Raw genomic sequence first — 16,664 nt, 5'->3', positions numbered from 1 at the left:
CGATGAAGCCTTTCGCCGGCTGCGGCCAGAGGAACGCGGCGACGATGACGGCCAGCAAATAAGGGCCGAGCAGCCACTTGAGCAGTTTCACGTGGGAATCATAACGCGGTGCCGATGCTTTTGCGGCGCGGCGATGCATCGAGCCGGACGGGCGCGTGCCGCCGGCCGGCCGCAAGACGTACGCTTCCGGTACGCCTTAGCGGCCGGCCGGCAACCCGCATCCCGTCGGGCTCGCGCCTCACCGCGCCTTCGCGCCGTCTCGACCCGGACAAGGGAACCGCCGCAGTCGAGCACTCCAAAGGGGAGCGAGACCGAGCCTCACAACGACTTCAGATACTCCACCAGATCCGTCTTCTGAGCCTCCGTCAGCCCCAGCGCGAACGTCCCGTCGTAGTGGTCGACGACGTCTCGGAGCGTCGCGAATCGGCCGTCGTGGTAGTAGCCCCCCTTGGCGTGCGACCAGAGACCCGCGAGCGGAGAGGTGCGGTAGGCGTGGTCGGGCGCGCGGTCGGCCTGGAAATCGTCGATCCCGATCTCCGCGGGGGTGTGCATGTTCCATCCCGGCTCGGTGAAGAGCGGCGGCACGTGACAGGTCGCGCAGCGCGCCGAGCCTTCGAAGACGAGCTTTCCGCGTCCGGCGGCGGCCGCGTCGAAGCTTCCCGCCGGCGGCTTCGGAGCAGGAATCGCGAGCTGGTAGAACTCCAGGGCGCCGAGCTTCGGGGTGACGAGATCAGGGCTCGATCGCACGTGCCCGAGCCCGTTGGCGGCTGCGAGCGGAAACTGTCCCGCGTCGTCCAACCGCTCGTCGAGGTACGTCCCCTGCCCGTGCATCTCGAGCGTGGCGACGAACGCGTTCCAGTTCGTGACCGAGCCCCAGCCGGTCCAGGTGTGCAGGTTGACGCCCGCGAGGCCGAAGGCGGGAGGAATGAGCACCGCGCTGGAGCCGTTCGGACCCGTCGCCTTGCCGTCGAGGATCAGCTCGGCGTCGAATTTGCCCGGGCCCCAGCTCGCGAGGACGTTCTTCACCGTCGCGACGTCGACGCCGAGCGCGGAAGCCACCGGCGACAGGTCGGGGGAGAGGGACACGATCGCGCCGACGTTCAGGTCCCGGTTCGCCCAGCCGTCGAGACGGCGCCCGATGCCCGGCGCGAACGAGTCGTCGACGGTCGAATGGCAGAGCGCGCACTGGATCCCGACGGCCGTGAGCTTCCCGCCGCCGTCGAATGCTCCGTGGACGCCGACGACCGAGTCGAGCTTTACGAGCGCGAGCGTCGTCGCGGGGTCGTCGAGGTTCACCTGCCCGGCCTTCAGCGCATCTTTGAGCGAATCCGGGAGCGCGTCGGAGTCGACCTTGAGGCCGACGGCGAGCGCGGTCTTCGGGCTCACCCCGGGCCCGACGCCGCCGAGCGCCGCTCCCTCGATTCCCTCGTGGAGGCGCAGCGCGCCGCCCCAGAAGGCTTCGTCGCCGAAGGTGTCTTCCCGGAACGTGCGCCGGCCTTGGGTGAACATCGACGCGGCGTGCGCGGCGGCGGGATCGTGCGCCGGGACGAAGACCGGGGCGCGGCCGGCGGGCGCGGCGGCGACGAGAAACGCGAGGACGGAGATGCCGAGCGCGGCGGCGAGCGCTCCCGCGATGCGGGAGCGGAGCGGAGAATCGGTCCGATTCATGAGGGGCCTCCTTTCGTGAGCCACTCTCATGGAGTCGTGAGGAAGTCTGCGGTTACACGGTATCGGCGCGGGGCGATTCTGAAGAGCGAATGAATCGACGGAGCGACGGCCGCGTCCGGCGCTACCGTGGAAGAGAAGAGGAGAGCCGCGCTCGGCGGGTGCTCAGGACGAGGGGGAGCCGCGCTGGCGCCACGCCGCGAGGTTGCGGTCGATCTGCCCCGCGTGCTTGTGGACGTGTTCGGCGTAAATCGAGAGCCATCGGTCGACGTCCCACTCGCCCGACTCCGAGTGGCGGCCGGTCCTGGCCCAGTCGGCGGCGGAAAGCGTCCGCAGGAGGTTCGCCGTGTGCGCGCGGACGGCGCGAACGGCTTCGAGCGACGGCCCGAGGGGGAGGTCGTGGTAGCGGAGCTCTCTCGCCCACGTGTCCTGGTCCCAGGCCTGGATGACGGGCGAGCGCTCGCAGAGGAGGAACCGCAGCCGCGCCGCGGCGACGGTCTCGGCGTCGCCGCAGTGGCAGACGATCTCGTGCGCGGACCACTTCCCCTCGGCCGGCCGCCACTTCCGGGCTTCTTCTGGAAGGGATTCGATCGCCGCGCGCAGCCGCTCGGGTCCTTCGGCGTACTGGTCGATCAGGCGGCGGTGTTCGGCGTCGGTCAGAGGCATGGCGGTTTTCCTCGGCGCGGATGATAGCCCGGCGGAGCGGATCCTTCCCGCCTTCGCCAAGGCTTCCTCCTTCGCTGAAGCTTCGGCGCGACGAGTCGGCGCGGCAGGCCGCCGCGCTCAGGATGACAACGGCCGGACACTATGTCGAGTCAGCGAGGAGGTGCGGCGAGCGTTCTGAGAGAACTTGTCGATCGATTGAAAATCACGACGAGGCGCGGCGAGGCGCGAGCCCGGGCAATTGGAAGCACGGTGAGGCCTCGCGAGAGCCGAGCGAGACGCGCACCCACAGACCGCCGGACCCGAAGGCGTACCGGAAGCGTACGTCACAGGGGCCGGCGGTCGAGGACGCGCGTAATCGCTCGAGCTATCGTCGAGGCCCGCTCTTTCTATCCTTCCCAGACGAAGCGCATGAGCACCATCCCCCCCACCGTCGCCAGCCCGTCGTACGACAGCAGCACCTTCCAGACCGGATCGATCGCGGCGAACGCGGGATCGGCCGCCGCGCGCGCCGTCGCCTCGACGGCGGGGAGGAGGAGCGGCATCAGGAGCGGAAGCGCCGTGAGGACGAACAGGATGTCCTTCTGCCCGGCGCGCGAGACGATCGCCGAGAGGAAGGTCGAGACGAACGACACCCCGTAGCCGGACAGCAGCAGAACGATCGTGAGCGTCCAGGGGTTGGCGGGCGACCACGTCTGGAGCAGGCAGAAGAGCGGCACGGCGACGGCCGCGATCGCCAGGAAGAGCAGAAAGTTGAAGAGGAACTTCCCGGCGAGCACCGCCTCTCCGCGGGCGATCTTCCGGAGCGCGAGCGCCGTCCCGCTCTCCTCCTCGCGGACGAACGACCGCGGAAGCCCCGAGGAGGCCGAGAAGAAGAGGAGGATCCAGAGGACGCCGGCGTTCAGCTTCGCGCGGTCGCCCGGCGGGAGCGCGACGGAAGCCAGGGAGAAGGAGATGAGGATCAGCGCCGCGGCGGCGAAGAAGAGGACGGCCGCGAGCGTCGTGCGGCGGCGCAGCTCGCGGCGGGCGTCGCGCAGGAAGACCGCGACGGCCTGGCTAGGAAAGGGAGACTTCATCGTCCGCGTCCTCGATGTCGCGCCGGTCGTTCGTCGCGAGGATCACGAGGCCGGTCTCGCGCCGCGCGTTCATGATGGTGCGCGCGGCGTCGATCCCGTGCGTGTCGAGGTTCGAGTAGGGCTCGTCCCAGAGCAGCACCGGCGGGTCGAGGAGCAGCGAGAAGGCGAGCCGGACGCGCTGCTTCATGCCGGAAGAAAACTCGCCGACGCGCCGGCCGTGCGCGGGACGCGCGAGGCCGAACGCGTCGAGGAGCTCGCCGATCCCGCGCGCAGCCGCCGGGCGTCCGGCGGCCCGCGACAGGAGAGAGAGGTTCTCGGTCGCGGTCAGCTCGTCGATGAACTCGAGCTCCGGAGAAGCGAAGCCGATCTCGTGCGCTCGGTCGTTCTCCGGCAGCTTCGCGCCGTCCCGCCAGATCGCGACCGACCCCCGGCTCGGCCGCATCAGGCCGGCGAAGATCTTGAGCAGAGTGGATTTCCCGCTGCCGTTCCGGCCGGTGACGGCGACGAGGCCCCGTTCGGCTTCGAGCGACACGTCGCGGAAGATCGGGGGTCCGTCGAACGCCTTCGCGAGCTTCGTCGCTTCGAATCGCGGCATGCGCGGGGACGATAGCACGCGCTCGCGAGCGATCCGTTTGATGCATTCGCCTCGTTTCGCGGAGGTAAATCTGCGGTGGCGCGATTTTTTGCTTCTCACTTCCGCGGCCCGGGTTTATCCTCGCGCGCGATAAATTTTCGGGGACGAGGTCGGGAGGGAGATCGATGCGGCGCGCGCGAATTTATCCGGCGATTTTCTTGATAGCGAAAATTCGCTGTGCTAGCATCCACCCTTTGTGAAAAATCTCACAAGCAAACCGGTGTTATTGAGGAGAATTCCGATGAAAATCAACTCGAACCTCGTCTGGATCGCGACTCTCGCGCTCCCGCTCGCCGTCGGCTGCGGCGGCGGGTCCAAGGAAGAAGCCCCGTCTTTCGACGCCGGCAACACGGCCGCGACGACCGCCACGACGGCCGCCGCCGCCCCCGCCGGCGCGCCGGCCGGAGCTCCCGCCGCGGCCACACCCGCCGGCGGCGCGACGATCTCCGGCAAGGTGACCCTCGCCGGGACCGCGCCCGTGATGGCGACGCTCAAGATGGACGCCGACAACTATTGCAAGACGGAGCATCCGACTCCGGTCAAGAGCCAGGAAGTCGTCGACAACAACGGAAACCTGCAGTGGGCGCTCGTGTACGTCAAGAGCGGTCTCCCGGCCGGGGCGAGCTACCCGGTGCCGGCGGAGCCCGTCACGCTCGACCAGCAGGGCTGCATGTACACGCCGCACGTCTTCGGCGTCCGCGCCGGGCAGAAGGTCAAGATCGTCAACTCCGACGCGACCCTCCACAACATCCATCCGCTTCCCGCCGTCAACGCGCAGTTCAACATCGGGATGCCGATCAAGGGAATGACGCAGGAGAAGGTCTTCGACAAGCCGGAGCTTCCTCCTTTCCACATCAAGTGCGACGTCCACAAATGGATGTCCTCCTATTGCGGCGTCTTCTCGCATCCCTTCTTCGCGGTGACCGACCAGGACGGAAACTACAAGCTGACCGGGCTTCCCGCCGGCACGTACGTGATCGAGGCATGGCAGGAGAAGTACGGGCCGCAGGACCAGACGGTCACCATCTCCGGCACCGACACGAAGACCCAGGACTTCTCCTACAAGGCCTCGTAACCGCGCCATGAGCCGTCGACGCCCGTCCTGGCTGAGCCTGATCGTCGGCGCCGCGACCGTCGCGGCGCCCGCCCTTCTCTTCGCCGCGAGCGAGCCGTCGGCGCCGTGGAGGCTCCCGGAGGAGGCTTCCACGTACGCCGGCCGCGTCGACGGCATCTTCAACCTGATCCTCTGGATCACCGGGATCGTCTTCTTCGCGGTCGAGATCACGCTCCTCGTCTTCGTCTTCAAGTACCGGGCGAAGCCGGGCGGGCGCGCGACTTACACGCACGGCAGCAACCGGCTCGAGGTGATCTGGACGATCATTCCCGCGCTCATCCTCGTGTTCCTCGCGGTGATGTCCCAGGACTCGTGGGCCTACATCCGGAACCACTTTCCGGCTTCCGGGACCGTGATCGACATCACCGCCGAGCAGTTCGCCTGGAACATCCGCTATCCGGGGCCGGACGGGAAGCTCGACACGGCCGACGACGTCGTGACGTTGAACCAGCTCCACTTTCCCGTCGACAAACCCGCGCTCATCAACCTGCATTCGAAGGACGTCATTCATTCCTTCTTCCTCCCCGAGTTCCGGATCAAGCAGGACGCGGTTCCGGGGATGACGACGCGCGTCTGGGTGCAGGCCAAGCACACGGGGCACTGGGAGATCGCGTGCGCCGAGCTCTGCGGGCTCGGGCACTACCGGATGAAGGGGTATCTCACCGTCGACACGCCCGAGGAGTTCCAGAAATGGCTGACGGAGACCGCCGCGGAAAACACAACGGAGTCGAAGTAAATGAGTGAAGCCCTCGCCGTCGCCCATCCGCACGGAGTCCATCCGGCGCCGACCTCCTTCTGGCGCAAGTACGTCTTCTCCCTCGACCACAAGGTGATCGGGATCCAGTACATGAGCTACAGCCTCTTCATGCTCGTGATCGGGGGCCTGCTGGCGATGCTCGTCCGGTGGCAGCTCGCGTTCCCGGGCCGCCCGCTCACGTTCATGGGGAAGATCGCCCCGGCCGGGATGCCGGGAGGCGTGATGCTCCCGGAGTACTACAACTCCCTCTTCACGATGCACGCGACGATCATGATCTTCTTCGCGATCATGCCGTTGCTCATCGGCGCGTTCGGCAACTACGTCGTGCCGCTGCAGATCGGCGCGCGCGACATGGCGTTCCCTCGCCTGAACATGATGTCGTTCTGGACCGCGGTTCCGGGCGCGATCCTCATCATCGCGTCGTTCTTCGTCGAGGGGGGGGCGGCCCAGTCGGGGTGGACCTCCTACGCGCCGCTTTCCGCGATCCAGCCGAAGGGACAGACGCTGTGGCTCCTCGCCCTGCTGGTTCTCGGCGTCTCGTCGCTCCTGACGGCCGTCAACTTCATCACGACCGTGATCAACCTGCGCGCCCCGGGGATGCATTTCTTCCGGATGCCGCTCACGGTCTGGGCGCTCTTCATCGACGCGATCCTCCTGCTGCTCGCGCTCCCGGTGCTCTCGGCCGCGATGATCATGCTGCTCTTCGACCGGATCCTCCACACGACGTTCTTCCTTCCCGCGGGTTTGATCGTCTCGGGCACCGCGTGGGGAAACGCCGGCGGCGGGCAGCCGCTCCTCTGGCAGCACCTGTTCTGGTTCTTCGGCCACCCCGAGGTCTACATCATGATCCTCCCGGCGATGGGGATCGTCTCCGACGTGATCGCGGTCTTCGCCCGGAAGCCGATCTTCGGCTATCGCTCGATGGCCTACGCGATGTGCGCGATCGCGGGCCTCGGCTTCGTCGTGTGGGGCCATCACATGTTCCAGTCCGGCATGAACCCGTACCTCGGGACGACGTTCATGATCTCGACGATGGTCATCGCGGTCCCGTCGGCCATCAAGACGTTCAACTGGCTGGGCACCCTCTGGCGAGGGCAGATCCACTTCACGACGCCGATGCTGAACGCGATCGCCTTCGTCGCCATGTTCGCGATCGGCGGGCTCTCCGGGATCTTCATGGCGTCGACGCCGGTCGACATCTTCATCCACGACACCTACTTCATCGTCGGCCACATCCACTACGTGCTCTTCGGCGGCTCTCTGTTCGGGGCGTTCGCCGGGCTCTATTTCTGGTACCCGAAGATGTTCGGCCGCAAGATGAACGAGACGTGGGGGAAGGTGCACTTCTGGCTGACGTTCATCTTCTTCAACGGGGTGATGTTCCCGATGCACATCCTCGGGATGCGAGGCATGCAGCGTCGCATCTACGACTACACGCAGTACGCGCACTTGAAGGGTCTCCAGCCGCTCAACATCTTCATGTCGTTCTCGGCGTGGGCCCTGGGGACCGCCCAGATCATCCTGATCGTGAACTTCTTCTGGAGCCTGAGGAAGGGGGAGCGCGTCGGAAACAACCCCTGGAAGTCGAACACGCTCGAGTGGCAGACCACGTCTCCGCCGCCGCACGAGAACTTCGCCGAGATCCCCGTCGTTTACCACGGGCCGTACGAGTACAGCGTTCCAGGAATGGCGCAAGACTACCTCCCGCAGACGCAGCCCGCGTCCGCCCCTCTGGCGTCGCACTGATCTCGTGGCGGCAGCGGCTTTCCCCCGGGGACTGGCGGCGGCGGCCAAGGCGCTGGTTGCCGCCACGTTCCTGCTCGTCATCGCCGGAGGACTCGTGACGTCGACCGGGTCCGGGCTTTCGGTTCCCGACTGGCCGACGACGTACGGCCAGAACATGTTCACGTTCCCGCCCTCGAAGTGGGTGGGCGGGATCCGGTTCGAGCACTCGCACCGGCTGATCGCCGCGACGGTCGGGATGCTGACCGTCGCCTTCGCCGTCTGGGCCTGGGCAGCGCGGGCGCCGCGGAGCGTCAAGGTCCTCTCGGCCGCGGCGGTCGCGGCCGTCGTCGTGCAGGGCGTGCTCGGCGGGTTGACCGTGAAGTACCTCCTGCCGACGCCGATCTCCGTCGCTCACGCCTGCCTCGCGCAATCCTTCTTCTCCCTGACGCTCGTCCTGGCGATCGTCACGTCGAAGGGGTGGCGGGAGAGCGCCGCGCCGGTCTCCTTCTCTCCGCGCGAGAGGGCGGGTCTGGCGGCGGGCCTTCTCGCGCTCGCCGCGGTCTTCGTCCAGCTCGTCCTCGGCGCCTGGATGCGGCACAGCGACGCGGGGCTCGCGATTCCCGATTTTCCCGCCTCTTTCGGCCGCCTCGTCCCGGACCACTGGGACGCGAAGATCGCCGTCCACTTCGCGCATCGCGCCTGGGCCGTCGTCGTCGCCGCCGCCATTTTCACGGCGGCCCTCGTCATCCGCCGGGTCCGGCGCGACCGGGCGCCGCGGCGGGTGGCGGCGGCGCTCTCGGCGCTCCTTCCGGTGCAGATGGCGCTGGGCGCGCTCTCGATCTGGTCGCGCAAGGCGGTGCCGCTGACGGTCGCGCACCAGACGGTCGGGGCGTTGATCCTCGCGGGGACGGCGGCCCTTTCGCTGTCGCTCGCGCGGAGCGAGGCGGCACGGGAGGCGGCGCTCGGAACGCCCGCCCGTTCGGCGGTGACGGCATGAGCTCGCGTCCTCTCGCCGCCGCCCAGGCCTCGGGCCGCGTCCGGCCCGGCGACTTCGTCACGCTCGCGAAGCTCCGCGTGAACACGCTCGTCCTCGTGACCACGGCGCTCGGATACCTTCTCGCGCGGCGCACGTTCGACGCGTGGACGCTCTTCCACGCGATCCTCGGCACCGGCCTCGTCGCCGCGTCGGCCGCCGCCTTCAACCAGATCTGGGAGCGCGATCTCGACGCGAAGATGCGGCGGACCGCGCAGAGGCCCCTCGCGGCGGGACGGATGGAGGTCGCGCCGGCGGCGCTCTTCGCCTTCACGCTCGCCTTCGCGGGGCTCGCCCAGCTGTCGATCGGCGTGAATCTCCTGTCGGCGGCGATCGCGGCGGCCACGCTCCTCCTGTACGTCCTGGTCTACACGCCGATGAAGCGCGTGACCTCGCTCGCGACGATCGTCGGCGCCGTCCCGGGGGCCCTTCCGCCGGTCATCGGGTGGGCGGCCGCGGGCGGCGGGCTCGCTCCCGGCGCCTGGGTGCTGTTTGCGATCCTGTTCTTCTGGCAGATGCCGCACTTCCTGTCCATCGCGTGGCTCTACCGCGCCGACTACGCGCGCGCCGGATTCCCGATGCTCCCGGTGATCGAGCCCGACGGGGCCTCGACGGGACGGCAGGCGGCGCTGTACGCGGCGACACTCGTGCCGGTATCGCTCGCGCTCTCGACGCTCCGCGTCACCGGCCCCGTCTACTCGGCGGGAGCCGTCGTCTGCGGCATCGCGTTTTCGGCCGCCGCGGTCGTCTTCGCGTTGCGGCGGACGACCGCTTCGGCGCGATGGCTCTTCGCGGCGTCGATCCTCTATCTTCCGGCGCTGCTGCTCCTGGCGTTCCTGGACGGAGGGCACCCGTGAGGCGCGTCGATCCGCGGCCGGACCCGAACGACCCCGAGGTGCGCCGGCGCCTGCGCCGGACCGCGTGGACGCTCGTCGCCGTGATGGCGGCGCTCGCGCTGGGCGCCGCGTGCTTCATCGCGAAGTACGGCCGCAAGTCCCGGACCGTCCTGCATTCGGAGCTCCCCGCCGCGGCGGCGCGGCTTTTCGCCGGATAAGCAAGGAGAAGGAGAGAAACGATGGAAATCCAGGAGAGCCCCTCCCAGACGCCGCACCGCCAGCCGCGGTACATGGCGATCTTCTGGTGGCTCCTCGCGCTGACCGTCCTCGAGGTGCTCGCGTCGATGAAGCTGCCGATCTCGGAGGGCCCGAAGATCGTGCTCCTCGTCTCGATGGCGATCGTCAAGGCGCTGCTCGTCGCCCTCTACTTCATGCACCTGAAATTCGAGCGGCTGAGCCTCGGCGTGACGATCTCGCTCACGCTCGTGCTCGCGCTGATCCTGGTCACGGCGAACCTCATGCAGTGGGCGTTCCACTCGCCGTCGACCGTGATGCCCCCTCACTGAACCGGACGATCGAGGAGACGAACGAAATGGAAGCGATGACCCTGACGCACGGACTGGAGACGGAGGGAGGCGTCGGCCTTCCCGACAAGAAGCTCGGGATGTGGGTGTTCCTCTGCTCCGAGGTGATGTTCTTCACGGGGCTGATCGGGGGCTACATCGTGCTGCGGTTCGGCTCGCCCATGTGGCCGGTCCCGAGCACGGTGCTCAACGTCCCCCTGACCGGGTTCAACACGTTCCTCCTGATCTGCTCGTCGGTGACGATGGTGCTCGCGCTCGCGGCGATCCAGCGCGGCGACGCGGCGAAGATGAAGCGGTTCCTCGTCGCGACGTGCCTGATCGGCGCGGGCTTCCTGTCGGTGCAGGTCATCGAGTACCGGCATCTCCTCTTCGTCGAGCACTTCACCCCGTCGAAGAGCCTGTTCGGCTCGGTCTTCTTCACGACGACCGGTTTTCACGGATTCCACGTGCTCTGCGGCGTGATCTGCATGACGTTCGTGACGATCAAGGCGTTCCGCGGCAAGTACACGCAGGAGGACCATCAGGGGGTCGAGAACATCGGGCTGTACTGGCATTTCGTCGATCTCGTCTGGATCATCCTGTTCACGGTCATCTATCTCATCTGAGCGCGGAGTACTCACGGCTGTGAGTGCGGAGCGCTCTGTCCCGGACGAGCGAAGCGAGATCCGGGACCCACGGTTCGGAGTACTCACGGCTGTGAGTACCCCCGCTTGCGCGGGGGCAGGCTGCGCGCTCTGTCCCGGACGAGCGAAGCGAGATCCGGGGCCTACGGTTCGGAGTACTCACGGCTGTGAGTACGGAGGCGCGCGGGTGAGGGAGTCCCGGCCGTGAGCCCCGCGTCCCCCTTCCGCTTCCGCAGCCCCGCGGGACTGGCGATCCTCGCGGGGGTGCTCCTCCTTCTCTTCGCGGCCGGCGCGTGGTTGAAGAGCCTCGCGACGCGCGCGCCCGAGCGGCTGCCCGACCTCGGTCCCGCGCCCGCCTTCTCCGCCCGCGACGCCCGGGGACGCCCCTGGACCAACGCGGACCTCGCCGGGAAGATCTGGATCGCCGACGCGCTGACTCCGGAATGCGGAGGGTGCCTCGTCCGCAACCTGCGCATGACGGACCTCCAGACGTCGCTCTCCCGCGCCGGGGATGTCGCGCTCGTCACGTTCGTCGCCGACCCGGCGTTGTCGGCGGCTTCGAAGCTCGGCGAGCTCGAGAGGACGTTCGGCGCGCTCCCGGGACGCTGGACCTTCGTCTCGGGCGCGTCGCCGTTTCCCGGGACCGCATTCGTCGTGGTCGACGCGCGCGGGCGGGTTCGCGCGCGAGTCGCCGACTCCGAGCCGGCGCTCTCCTCCCGTCTGCTCGACGGCGTGGGTGACCTGCTGCGGGAGCGGAGGAATGCCGCTCCCTGAGTGCCCCTCCCCGGAAATACCGTGCCATTTGTTCGGAGCGCCGCGGGGTAAGCTGCCAGTCGCCGCGACGATGGCGATGCGTTGCCATCGTCGAGTCGCGGCGGCGCCGCAGATTGCCCGCGCCGCCCGAACCCGAAGGGCGCCAGCACATTGCGAACGATGGCGGCGTTGCGTCGCGGGCCCGATGCGAACGGCATCTGCTCCCGCGACGCGTCTAGCCCTCGTCCGCAAGCCGCAGGCGCAAATGCCACGCTATTTCCGGGGAGGGGCACTGTAAGGAATCAGGCTCCCGGGGCCTTCGCGAAGGGGCGGCCGAAGCGCGACAGTCGGGGCCCCTTGAAGATCTCGGGATGCCAGCTCCAGAAGATCCCTTCGGCCTTTCCGAGGAGATCGGCGACCGGCCGGGGGCCGAAGTAGCGGGCGTCCCGGCTGTCGTCACGGTTGTCCCCCATCACGAAAACGTCCCCCGGAGGGACCCGGACCGGCCCGAACGTGCGCATCGCGGGGCGGTCGGGCAGCACCTGGACCGGATGGAGCCTTCCCCCGAGGTCCTCCGTTCCGACCCAGCGGAAGGGGCCTTCGCCGTCGGCGGGGATCGCGTGCATCCGCAGCTTCTGGAATTGGCCGTTGACGAAGAGGCGCTCGTTCTCGAGCCGGATCACGTCGCCCGGCAGCCCCACGACCCGTTTGACGAGCGGGACCGCGCCCCCGTCGGGGTTCCGGACGACGACGACGTCCCCGCGGCGCGGCGAGCCGGTCCGGAAGAGGCGGATCGACGTGAAGGGCACGCGGATCTGGTAGGCACACTTCAAAACGAAGACGCGGTCCCCTTCGAGGATCGTCGGCTTCATCGATCCCGTCGGGACCTGGTACCAGTCGGCGAGGACGGACCGGCCCGTGAAGAGAAGGAGGGCGATGAACGCCAGCTGGCGGAACTCGCGCAGGAGGCGTGAAATCCGTGAGGTTTCGGGAGGGGGAGCGGGAGCCTCGGGGGCCTCGGAGGTCGACATCGAAACCGTAACTATAGCCGAGTGACGTCCCGCCTTTCTTGCGGTAGGATCGCGCTCGTGAAGGGTTTTTCGCGCGCGCTGCTCTGGACGTTCGTGGTCGCCGGCACCCGCATCGCGGCCGCCTGCCCCCTGTGCGCCGACAACCTCGCCAGCGACGTTTACGGGAAGAACCCGACGCAGCTCGGCCGCGGCTTCTTCTGGTCGATCATTTTCATGGGGGCGCTGCCGTTCGTCACGGTCGGGATCGTCGCCGCGAGGATCCTCATCGCGAAGCGGCGGACGCGCGCCGCGTCGTCGCTCCCCGGCGCGATCCCGGAAGCGTCTTCCTGACGCGGTCGTCCGGCGCGATGCGCCGCCGGACCGCCGCCGAATCTCGCTCTTGATCCCCTACGACTCCCTCCCGGCGGTGAACGCGGGGCTCAACGCGCTGTGCGCGGTCCTGCTCCTGATCGGCTTCGCCTTCATCCGGAGCCGCAACGTTGCCGCCCATCGGCGGACGATGAAGACCGCGTTCGTCGTCTCGGTCCTCTTCCTCGTGAGCTACCTGACGTATCACTCGCACGCCGGCGTCCACCGCTATCCGGGCACGGGCGCCGTGCGCTCGGTCTATCTCGCGATCCTCGCGACCCACACGGTGCTGGCGGCGGCGGTCGTGCCGCTCGTCCTCCGCACGCTCCATCTCGCCAACCGCGGCCGCTTCGTCGAGCACCGGCGGATCGCGCGCTGGACGCTGCCGATCTGGTTCTACGTGTCGGTGACGGGCGTCGTGGTCTATCTCATGCTCTACCGGCCGTTGGGGAGTTGGCGCGGTGATCCATCGAGCCGGGCGGGCGCGTGCCTGCCGGCCGCGGGCTTGACGCACGCCGCCGCCGGTAAGCCGCGCCCGCGGGCCGGCCGGCCCGTATCCCGCCGGGCTCGAGCCTCGCCGCGCCTGACGACCGATGGATCGGAAAGACACGGCGCGATCGCGTCGCCGAGAACTCGATGAGCGTGGGGGCCACCGCCGCGAGCGTCGCCGTTTCCGCCGCTCTTCACGCTTACGACCTCACCTGGCGCACCGAATCGCTCCATCGCGGGCGCTGGACGGGCATGCGCGATTCGGGTGAGCCGTTCGTGTTCGCGCTGTGGCACGGGCGGATGCTCGTGCCGATCTGGGAGCACCGCGGCCAGGGGGTCGCGACGATGGCGTCGAAGTCGAAGGACGGCGAGATCATCGCGCGCTGGCTCGCGGGACACGGCTACCTTCCCGTGCGCGGCTCGACGAAGAAGGGGGGCGCGCGCGGCGTCGTCCAGCTCGCGCGCTTCCTCGCGCAGGGCCACCCCGCGGCCCTCACCGTGGATGGTCCGAAGGGGCCGCCGCGCATCGTGCAGGAGGGGATCGTCACGCTCGCCCGCCGCGCGGGCGCTTGGATCCTCCCCGTGTCGGCGGCCGCGACTCGGCCGAGATTCCTGAAGTCGTGGGACCGCTACCTCGTCCCGAGAGCCTTCTCGAAGAACTTCGTCGTCTACGGCGAGCCGTTTCGCATCGGCCGCGAGGACGATGCCTCGGCCTGCGAGCGGATCAAAACGGCGATCGACGCCGCGACGGCGGAGGCGGATCGACTGGCCGGCGTGACCCCACCGCCGCCCTGGTAGCCCCGTCGCCGAGGCTCGCTCGCCGGCGAGCGGCTCTACCGCGCCGCCGCGAAATCGGAGTAGGCCGTCGCCGGAGCTGGCTCGGGGACCGCGAGCGCATGACGGCAGCGTGGCTCGTCGCCCTCACCGGAGGTTTTCGGCCGCCACCTACTCCCGCCGGGAGAAGTCGCTATGCGGCTCGCTTTGCTCACGGCCTTGTGTGACTCGACCGCCCCGGCCGTCACCCCCTCGCGGGGCTCCCGCTCCCGCGGCGCAAGCCGTCTCGCGCAGCGGCCGCGCGAGACTTCGTCGCGCCGCGAGAGGACCTTTTCAGGACGCCTTTTGGCTTTCGGAAGCGGCGCCGTCCCAGGAAATCCCGCACTCGGCCAGGACCGCCGCATCCGGCGGCGCGCCCCATTCGCGCGGGTCCGCACGGAAGATCCAGAACTCCCGGATCGGGCTCGTCACGACGCGGTTGCCGAACTCCATGCGCAGCCCCTTCGCCGCGACGATGCGCGTCTGGATGATGCTCCCGCCCCACGTGCAGCCGTTGATCGCGGTCCGGACGGGCGCCGCGCCGTTGCGGTCGAACCAGCCGCCGGCGACGTGATAGCTGGAGCCCTCTCCGACCACGATCGTGTACACGGAATTCTCGGTCGCGACCACGACGTGGTCGCCGCGACGGAGCTCGGCCTTGCGCACGGCTTCGTTGCTTTCGTCATGCCCCAGAATTCGGGAAAGCGTCCGCGCGACGATCTTCATTCCCTCCCGGCTATTGCAACCGGCATGCACGGGGTCGGAGTTCTCGCGGCGCTGCGGATCCATGTCTCTCCGAAAAGAGGAATTACTCTCCGTATTCTACGCGCCCCCGGCCGGGAGTTCTCGGATTTCGTCATCCTCGGCGCACCGCCGGCGCGGCGGGTTGGATGCGAATCCGCAATCGTGGAGCGGCGCTGTCAGGTTCCTGCGGCGACCGGCGCCGCGGTAGGTGCGTCATCATTCTGGCGTGGCGCACGGAAGGCCGCCGCCGAGAAGCAGCGCCGCCGAGCGAGAAATCAAGAGCTCCGGCGGGCCCTTCGCGGCGTGACCAAGTCTCGCGCGAGCGCTGCGCGAGACGACTCGCGCCGCGGGAGCCGGAGCGCCGCGAGGGGGTGGCGGCCGGGCGGTTGAGTCGCTCGTTCGACGAGCCGCCCGGCCGTCGCGCGTTCCGGTCCCCCGAGCCAGCTCCGGCGACGGTTAGGCGGCGCGGACCACGCGGTTGTACTCGCTGTCCCTTTCGAACGGTTCCCGGCCGGTCTCCCGGATCATCTCCTCGAACGCCTGACGGGTCATGCCGATCTGGGTTTTCGCGCCGGCGGCATGGGTGATCGTCTCCTCGACGAGGGTCCCGACGAGGTCGTCGGCGCCGAAGGAGAGCGCGACCTGCGCGAGCTTCGTCCCGATCTGAATCCAGTACGCCTTGACGTGGGGGAAATTATCGAGCATCAGGCGCGAGGCGGCGATCACGCGGAGGTCCGTCTGACCCGAGGTCTCCGGAAGATGCGCGAGCGGCGTGTTCTCCGGATGGAAGGCGAGCGGAATCAGCCCCGTGAATCCGCCGGTCTCGTCCTGGAGGTCGCGGAGGCGAACGAGGTGGTCGACCCGCTCCTCGAAGGTCTCGACCGACCCGTAGAGGATCGTCGCGTTGGTCCGGATGCCGTTCTCGTGGCAGACCTTCGCCACCTCGAGCCAGCGCTCGCCGGAGATCTTGTTCTTGCAGATCACGTCCCGCACGCGCCGCGCGAAGATCTCGGCCCCGCCGCCGGGGCAGGAATCGAGGCCGGCCTCCTTGAGCGCGAGGACGGTGTCCTCGAGCGGCCGCTTGCCGACGCGTGCGATCCAGTCGATCTCGACCATGGTCCAGGCCTTGAGGTGGACGCCGGGAAACTCCTTCTTCAGCGCGGCGAGGAGGCCCGTGTAGTACTCGAAGGGCCAGTAGGGATGCAGCCCGCCGACGATGTGGAACTCCGTGACGGCCTCGCTGTAGCCCTCCCGCGCGTGGCGGATGCATTCCTCGATGCCCATCTCGTAGCCGCCGGGCTCGTTGACCTTCTTCGCCCAGGCGCAGAGGGCGCAGTCGACCCAGCAGAGGTTCGTCGGATTGAGGTACCGGTTCACGTTGAAGAACGCGGCGTTGCCATGCTCGCGCTCGCGGACGAAGTTCGCGAGCCGGCCCACGCCGAGGAAATCGCGCGTCGTGAAGAGCGTCACGCCGTCTTCGAAGGAGAGGCGCCGCCGCGCCGCGACCTTCTCGGCGATCGGCTTCAGATCGGACCCGCGGAACGAGGCGAGCAGAGCGTCCATCATGCGGCTATTCTAAGTGCCCCTCCCCGGAAATAGCGTGGCATTTGCGCCTGCGGCTTGCGGACGAGGGTTGGAGCCCCGCCGGGGAGCGCTGGGGGTTGCGCGCGCGGGGCTTGCGGTTGCAGACCAGACGCGAGACGCGATTCGATGCCGTTCGCATCGGGCGCGGCTCGCAACGCCGTCTGCGGCCGCAATGTCCGCGCGCCCTCCGGG

General features: G+C 68.6%; 19 protein-coding genes. 12 read left to right on the top strand and 7 right to left on the bottom strand.

The annotated features are described in order from the left end of the window. Positions 1 to 318 precede the first annotated feature (318 nt). From VKH46_01720 to VKH46_01705, 4 genes are all read right to left on the bottom strand, one after another. Positions 319 to 1,668 carry a hypothetical protein gene (locus tag VKH46_01720; protein HKB69531.1) on the bottom strand — a complete coding sequence of 450 codons (1,350 nt, stop codon included), beginning with the start codon at positions 1,666 to 1,668 and terminating at the stop codon, positions 319 to 321. Between the two features lie 162 nt (positions 1,669 to 1,830). Continuing rightward, a complete protein-coding gene (locus VKH46_01715) occupies positions 1,831 to 2,331 on the bottom strand; it encodes a DinB family protein (GenBank protein ID HKB69530.1) in 501 nt (166 codons plus the stop codon). A gap of 386 nt (positions 2,332 to 2,717) precedes the next feature. Further along, positions 2,718 to 3,404: a heme exporter protein CcmB gene (locus tag VKH46_01710; protein HKB69529.1), complete on the bottom strand. Its 687-nt coding sequence runs from the start codon at positions 3,402 to 3,404 to the stop codon at positions 2,718 to 2,720. After that, the gene (locus tag VKH46_01705) at positions 3,385 to 3,999 is read right to left on the bottom strand and encodes an ABC transporter ATP-binding protein (GenBank protein ID HKB69528.1); all 615 of its coding nucleotides are present in this window, start codon (positions 3,997 to 3,999) and stop codon (positions 3,385 to 3,387) included. Before VKH46_01705 ends, VKH46_01710 begins: the two co-directional genes overlap by 20 nt. Before the next feature lie 280 nt (positions 4,000 to 4,279). Here VKH46_01705 and VKH46_01700 point away from each other — a divergent pair, with 280 nt between their 5' ends. From VKH46_01700 to VKH46_01660, 9 genes are all read left to right on the top strand, one after another. Beyond that, a complete protein-coding gene (locus VKH46_01700; GenBank protein ID HKB69527.1) occupies positions 4,280 to 5,113 on the top strand; it encodes a carboxypeptidase regulatory-like domain-containing protein in 834 nt (277 codons plus the stop codon). A 7-nt stretch (positions 5,114 to 5,120) separates the two neighbouring features. After that, the gene (gene coxB / locus VKH46_01695; GenBank protein ID HKB69526.1) at positions 5,121 to 5,888 is read left to right on the top strand and encodes a cytochrome c oxidase subunit II; all 768 of its coding nucleotides are present in this window, start codon (positions 5,121 to 5,123) and stop codon (positions 5,886 to 5,888) included. Further along, positions 5,889 to 7,655 carry a cbb3-type cytochrome c oxidase subunit I gene (locus VKH46_01690; GenBank protein HKB69525.1) on the top strand — a complete coding sequence of 589 codons (1,767 nt, stop codon included), beginning with the start codon at positions 5,889 to 5,891 and terminating at the stop codon, positions 7,653 to 7,655. A 4-nt stretch (positions 7,656 to 7,659) separates the two neighbouring features. Next, entirely contained in the window at positions 7,660 to 8,631 is a 972-nt protein-coding gene (locus VKH46_01685; protein ID HKB69524.1) for a COX15/CtaA family protein, read from the top strand. Further along, on the top strand, positions 8,628 to 9,524 hold the full coding sequence (gene cyoE / locus VKH46_01680) for a heme o synthase (GenBank protein HKB69523.1): 897 nt from the start codon (positions 8,628 to 8,630) through the stop codon (positions 9,522 to 9,524). Before VKH46_01685 ends, cyoE begins: the two co-directional genes overlap by 4 nt. Beyond that, complete coding sequence (locus tag VKH46_01675) at positions 9,521 to 9,721, top strand: hypothetical protein (protein ID HKB69522.1); 201 nt, start codon at positions 9,521 to 9,523, stop codon at positions 9,719 to 9,721. The genes cyoE and VKH46_01675 overlap by 4 nt, the downstream gene beginning before the upstream one ends. 21 nt (positions 9,722 to 9,742) lie before the next feature. Next, on the top strand, positions 9,743 to 10,069 hold the full coding sequence (locus tag VKH46_01670; protein ID HKB69521.1) for a cytochrome C oxidase subunit IV family protein: 327 nt from the start codon (positions 9,743 to 9,745) through the stop codon (positions 10,067 to 10,069). 26 nt (positions 10,070 to 10,095) lie between these two features. Continuing rightward, positions 10,096 to 10,692, top strand: coding sequence for a heme-copper oxidase subunit III (locus tag VKH46_01665; protein ID HKB69520.1), 597 nt, complete (start codon positions 10,096 to 10,098; stop codon positions 10,690 to 10,692). 222 nt (positions 10,693 to 10,914) lie between these two features. Continuing rightward, complete coding sequence (locus VKH46_01660; GenBank protein ID HKB69519.1) at positions 10,915 to 11,484, top strand: hypothetical protein; 570 nt, start codon at positions 10,915 to 10,917, stop codon at positions 11,482 to 11,484. A gap of 281 nt (positions 11,485 to 11,765) precedes the next feature. Here the strand turns inward: VKH46_01660 and lepB are convergent, their stop codons facing one another. Continuing rightward, positions 11,766 to 12,494: a signal peptidase I gene (lepB, locus tag VKH46_01655; protein ID HKB69518.1), complete on the bottom strand. Its 729-nt coding sequence runs from the start codon at positions 12,492 to 12,494 to the stop codon at positions 11,766 to 11,768. 57 nt (positions 12,495 to 12,551) lie between these two features. Between lepB and VKH46_01650 the strand changes: the two genes are divergently transcribed. The 3 genes from VKH46_01650 to VKH46_01640 are packed head-to-tail and all read left to right on the top strand — an operon-like array spanning position 12,552 to position 14,129. Beyond that, positions 12,552 to 12,824, top strand: coding sequence for a hypothetical protein (locus tag VKH46_01650; protein HKB69517.1), 273 nt, complete (start codon positions 12,552 to 12,554; stop codon positions 12,822 to 12,824). Positions 12,825 to 12,873: 49 nt separating this feature from the next. Then, on the top strand, positions 12,874 to 13,482 hold the full coding sequence (locus tag VKH46_01645; GenBank protein ID HKB69516.1) for a DUF420 domain-containing protein: 609 nt from the start codon (positions 12,874 to 12,876) through the stop codon (positions 13,480 to 13,482). Further along, complete coding sequence (locus VKH46_01640; GenBank protein ID HKB69515.1) at positions 13,479 to 14,129, top strand: lysophospholipid acyltransferase family protein; 651 nt, start codon at positions 13,479 to 13,481, stop codon at positions 14,127 to 14,129. The genes VKH46_01645 and VKH46_01640 overlap by 4 nt, the downstream gene beginning before the upstream one ends. 309 nt (positions 14,130 to 14,438) lie before the next feature. Here VKH46_01640 and VKH46_01635 read toward each other — a convergent pair whose 3' ends face one another. Further along, complete coding sequence (locus VKH46_01635) at positions 14,439 to 14,870, bottom strand: hypothetical protein (GenBank protein ID HKB69514.1); 432 nt, start codon at positions 14,868 to 14,870, stop codon at positions 14,439 to 14,441. 474 nt (positions 14,871 to 15,344) lie between these two features. After that, complete coding sequence (gene mqnE, locus VKH46_01630) at positions 15,345 to 16,451, bottom strand: aminofutalosine synthase MqnE (GenBank protein HKB69513.1); 1,107 nt, start codon at positions 16,449 to 16,451, stop codon at positions 15,345 to 15,347. Positions 16,452 to 16,664: the final 213 nt, after the last annotated feature.

It is taken from the genome of Thermoanaerobaculia bacterium (assembly GCA_035260525.1).
Lineage (GTDB): Bacteria > Acidobacteriota > Thermoanaerobaculia > UBA5066 > DATFVB01 > DATFVB01.
The sequence above is the reverse complement of the archived record's forward strand: the minus strand, read 5'-3'. Positions and strand labels throughout refer to the sequence as shown.

What these genes read in the sequence shown, in the direction of transcription:
- VKH46_01700 (HKB69527.1), top strand. Translation starts at nt 4,280, where the DNA reads ATGAAAATCAACTCGAACCTCGTCTGGATCGCGACTCTCGCGCTCCCG.
- VKH46_01720 (HKB69531.1), bottom strand. Translation starts at nt 1,668, where the DNA reads ATGAATCGGACCGATTCTCCGCTCCGCTCCCGCATCGCGGGAGCGCTC.
- lepB (HKB69518.1), bottom strand. Translation starts at nt 12,494, where the DNA reads ATGTCGACCTCCGAGGCCCCCGAGGCTCCCGCTCCCCCTCCCGAAACC.
- VKH46_01670 (HKB69521.1), top strand. Translation starts at nt 9,743, where the DNA reads ATGGAAATCCAGGAGAGCCCCTCCCAGACGCCGCACCGCCAGCCGCGG.
- VKH46_01690 (HKB69525.1), top strand. Translation starts at nt 5,889, where the DNA reads ATGAGTGAAGCCCTCGCCGTCGCCCATCCGCACGGAGTCCATCCGGCG.
- VKH46_01705 (HKB69528.1), bottom strand. Translation starts at nt 3,999, where the DNA reads ATGCCGCGATTCGAAGCGACGAAGCTCGCGAAGGCGTTCGACGGACCC.
- coxB (HKB69526.1), top strand. Translation starts at nt 5,121, where the DNA reads ATGAGCCGTCGACGCCCGTCCTGGCTGAGCCTGATCGTCGGCGCCGCG.
- VKH46_01640 (HKB69515.1), top strand. Translation starts at nt 13,479, where the DNA reads ATGAGCGTGGGGGCCACCGCCGCGAGCGTCGCCGTTTCCGCCGCTCTT.
- mqnE (HKB69513.1), bottom strand. Translation starts at nt 16,451, where the DNA reads ATGGACGCTCTGCTCGCCTCGTTCCGCGGGTCCGATCTGAAGCCGATC.
- cyoE (HKB69523.1), top strand. Translation starts at nt 8,628, where the DNA reads ATGAGCTCGCGTCCTCTCGCCGCCGCCCAGGCCTCGGGCCGCGTCCGG.
- VKH46_01715 (HKB69530.1), bottom strand. Translation starts at nt 2,331, where the DNA reads ATGCCTCTGACCGACGCCGAACACCGCCGCCTGATCGACCAGTACGCC.
- VKH46_01635 (HKB69514.1), bottom strand. Translation starts at nt 14,870, where the DNA reads ATGAAGATCGTCGCGCGGACGCTTTCCCGAATTCTGGGGCATGACGAA.
- VKH46_01710 (HKB69529.1), bottom strand. Translation starts at nt 3,404, where the DNA reads ATGAAGTCTCCCTTTCCTAGCCAGGCCGTCGCGGTCTTCCTGCGCGAC.
- VKH46_01665 (HKB69520.1), top strand. Translation starts at nt 10,096, where the DNA reads ATGGAAGCGATGACCCTGACGCACGGACTGGAGACGGAGGGAGGCGTC.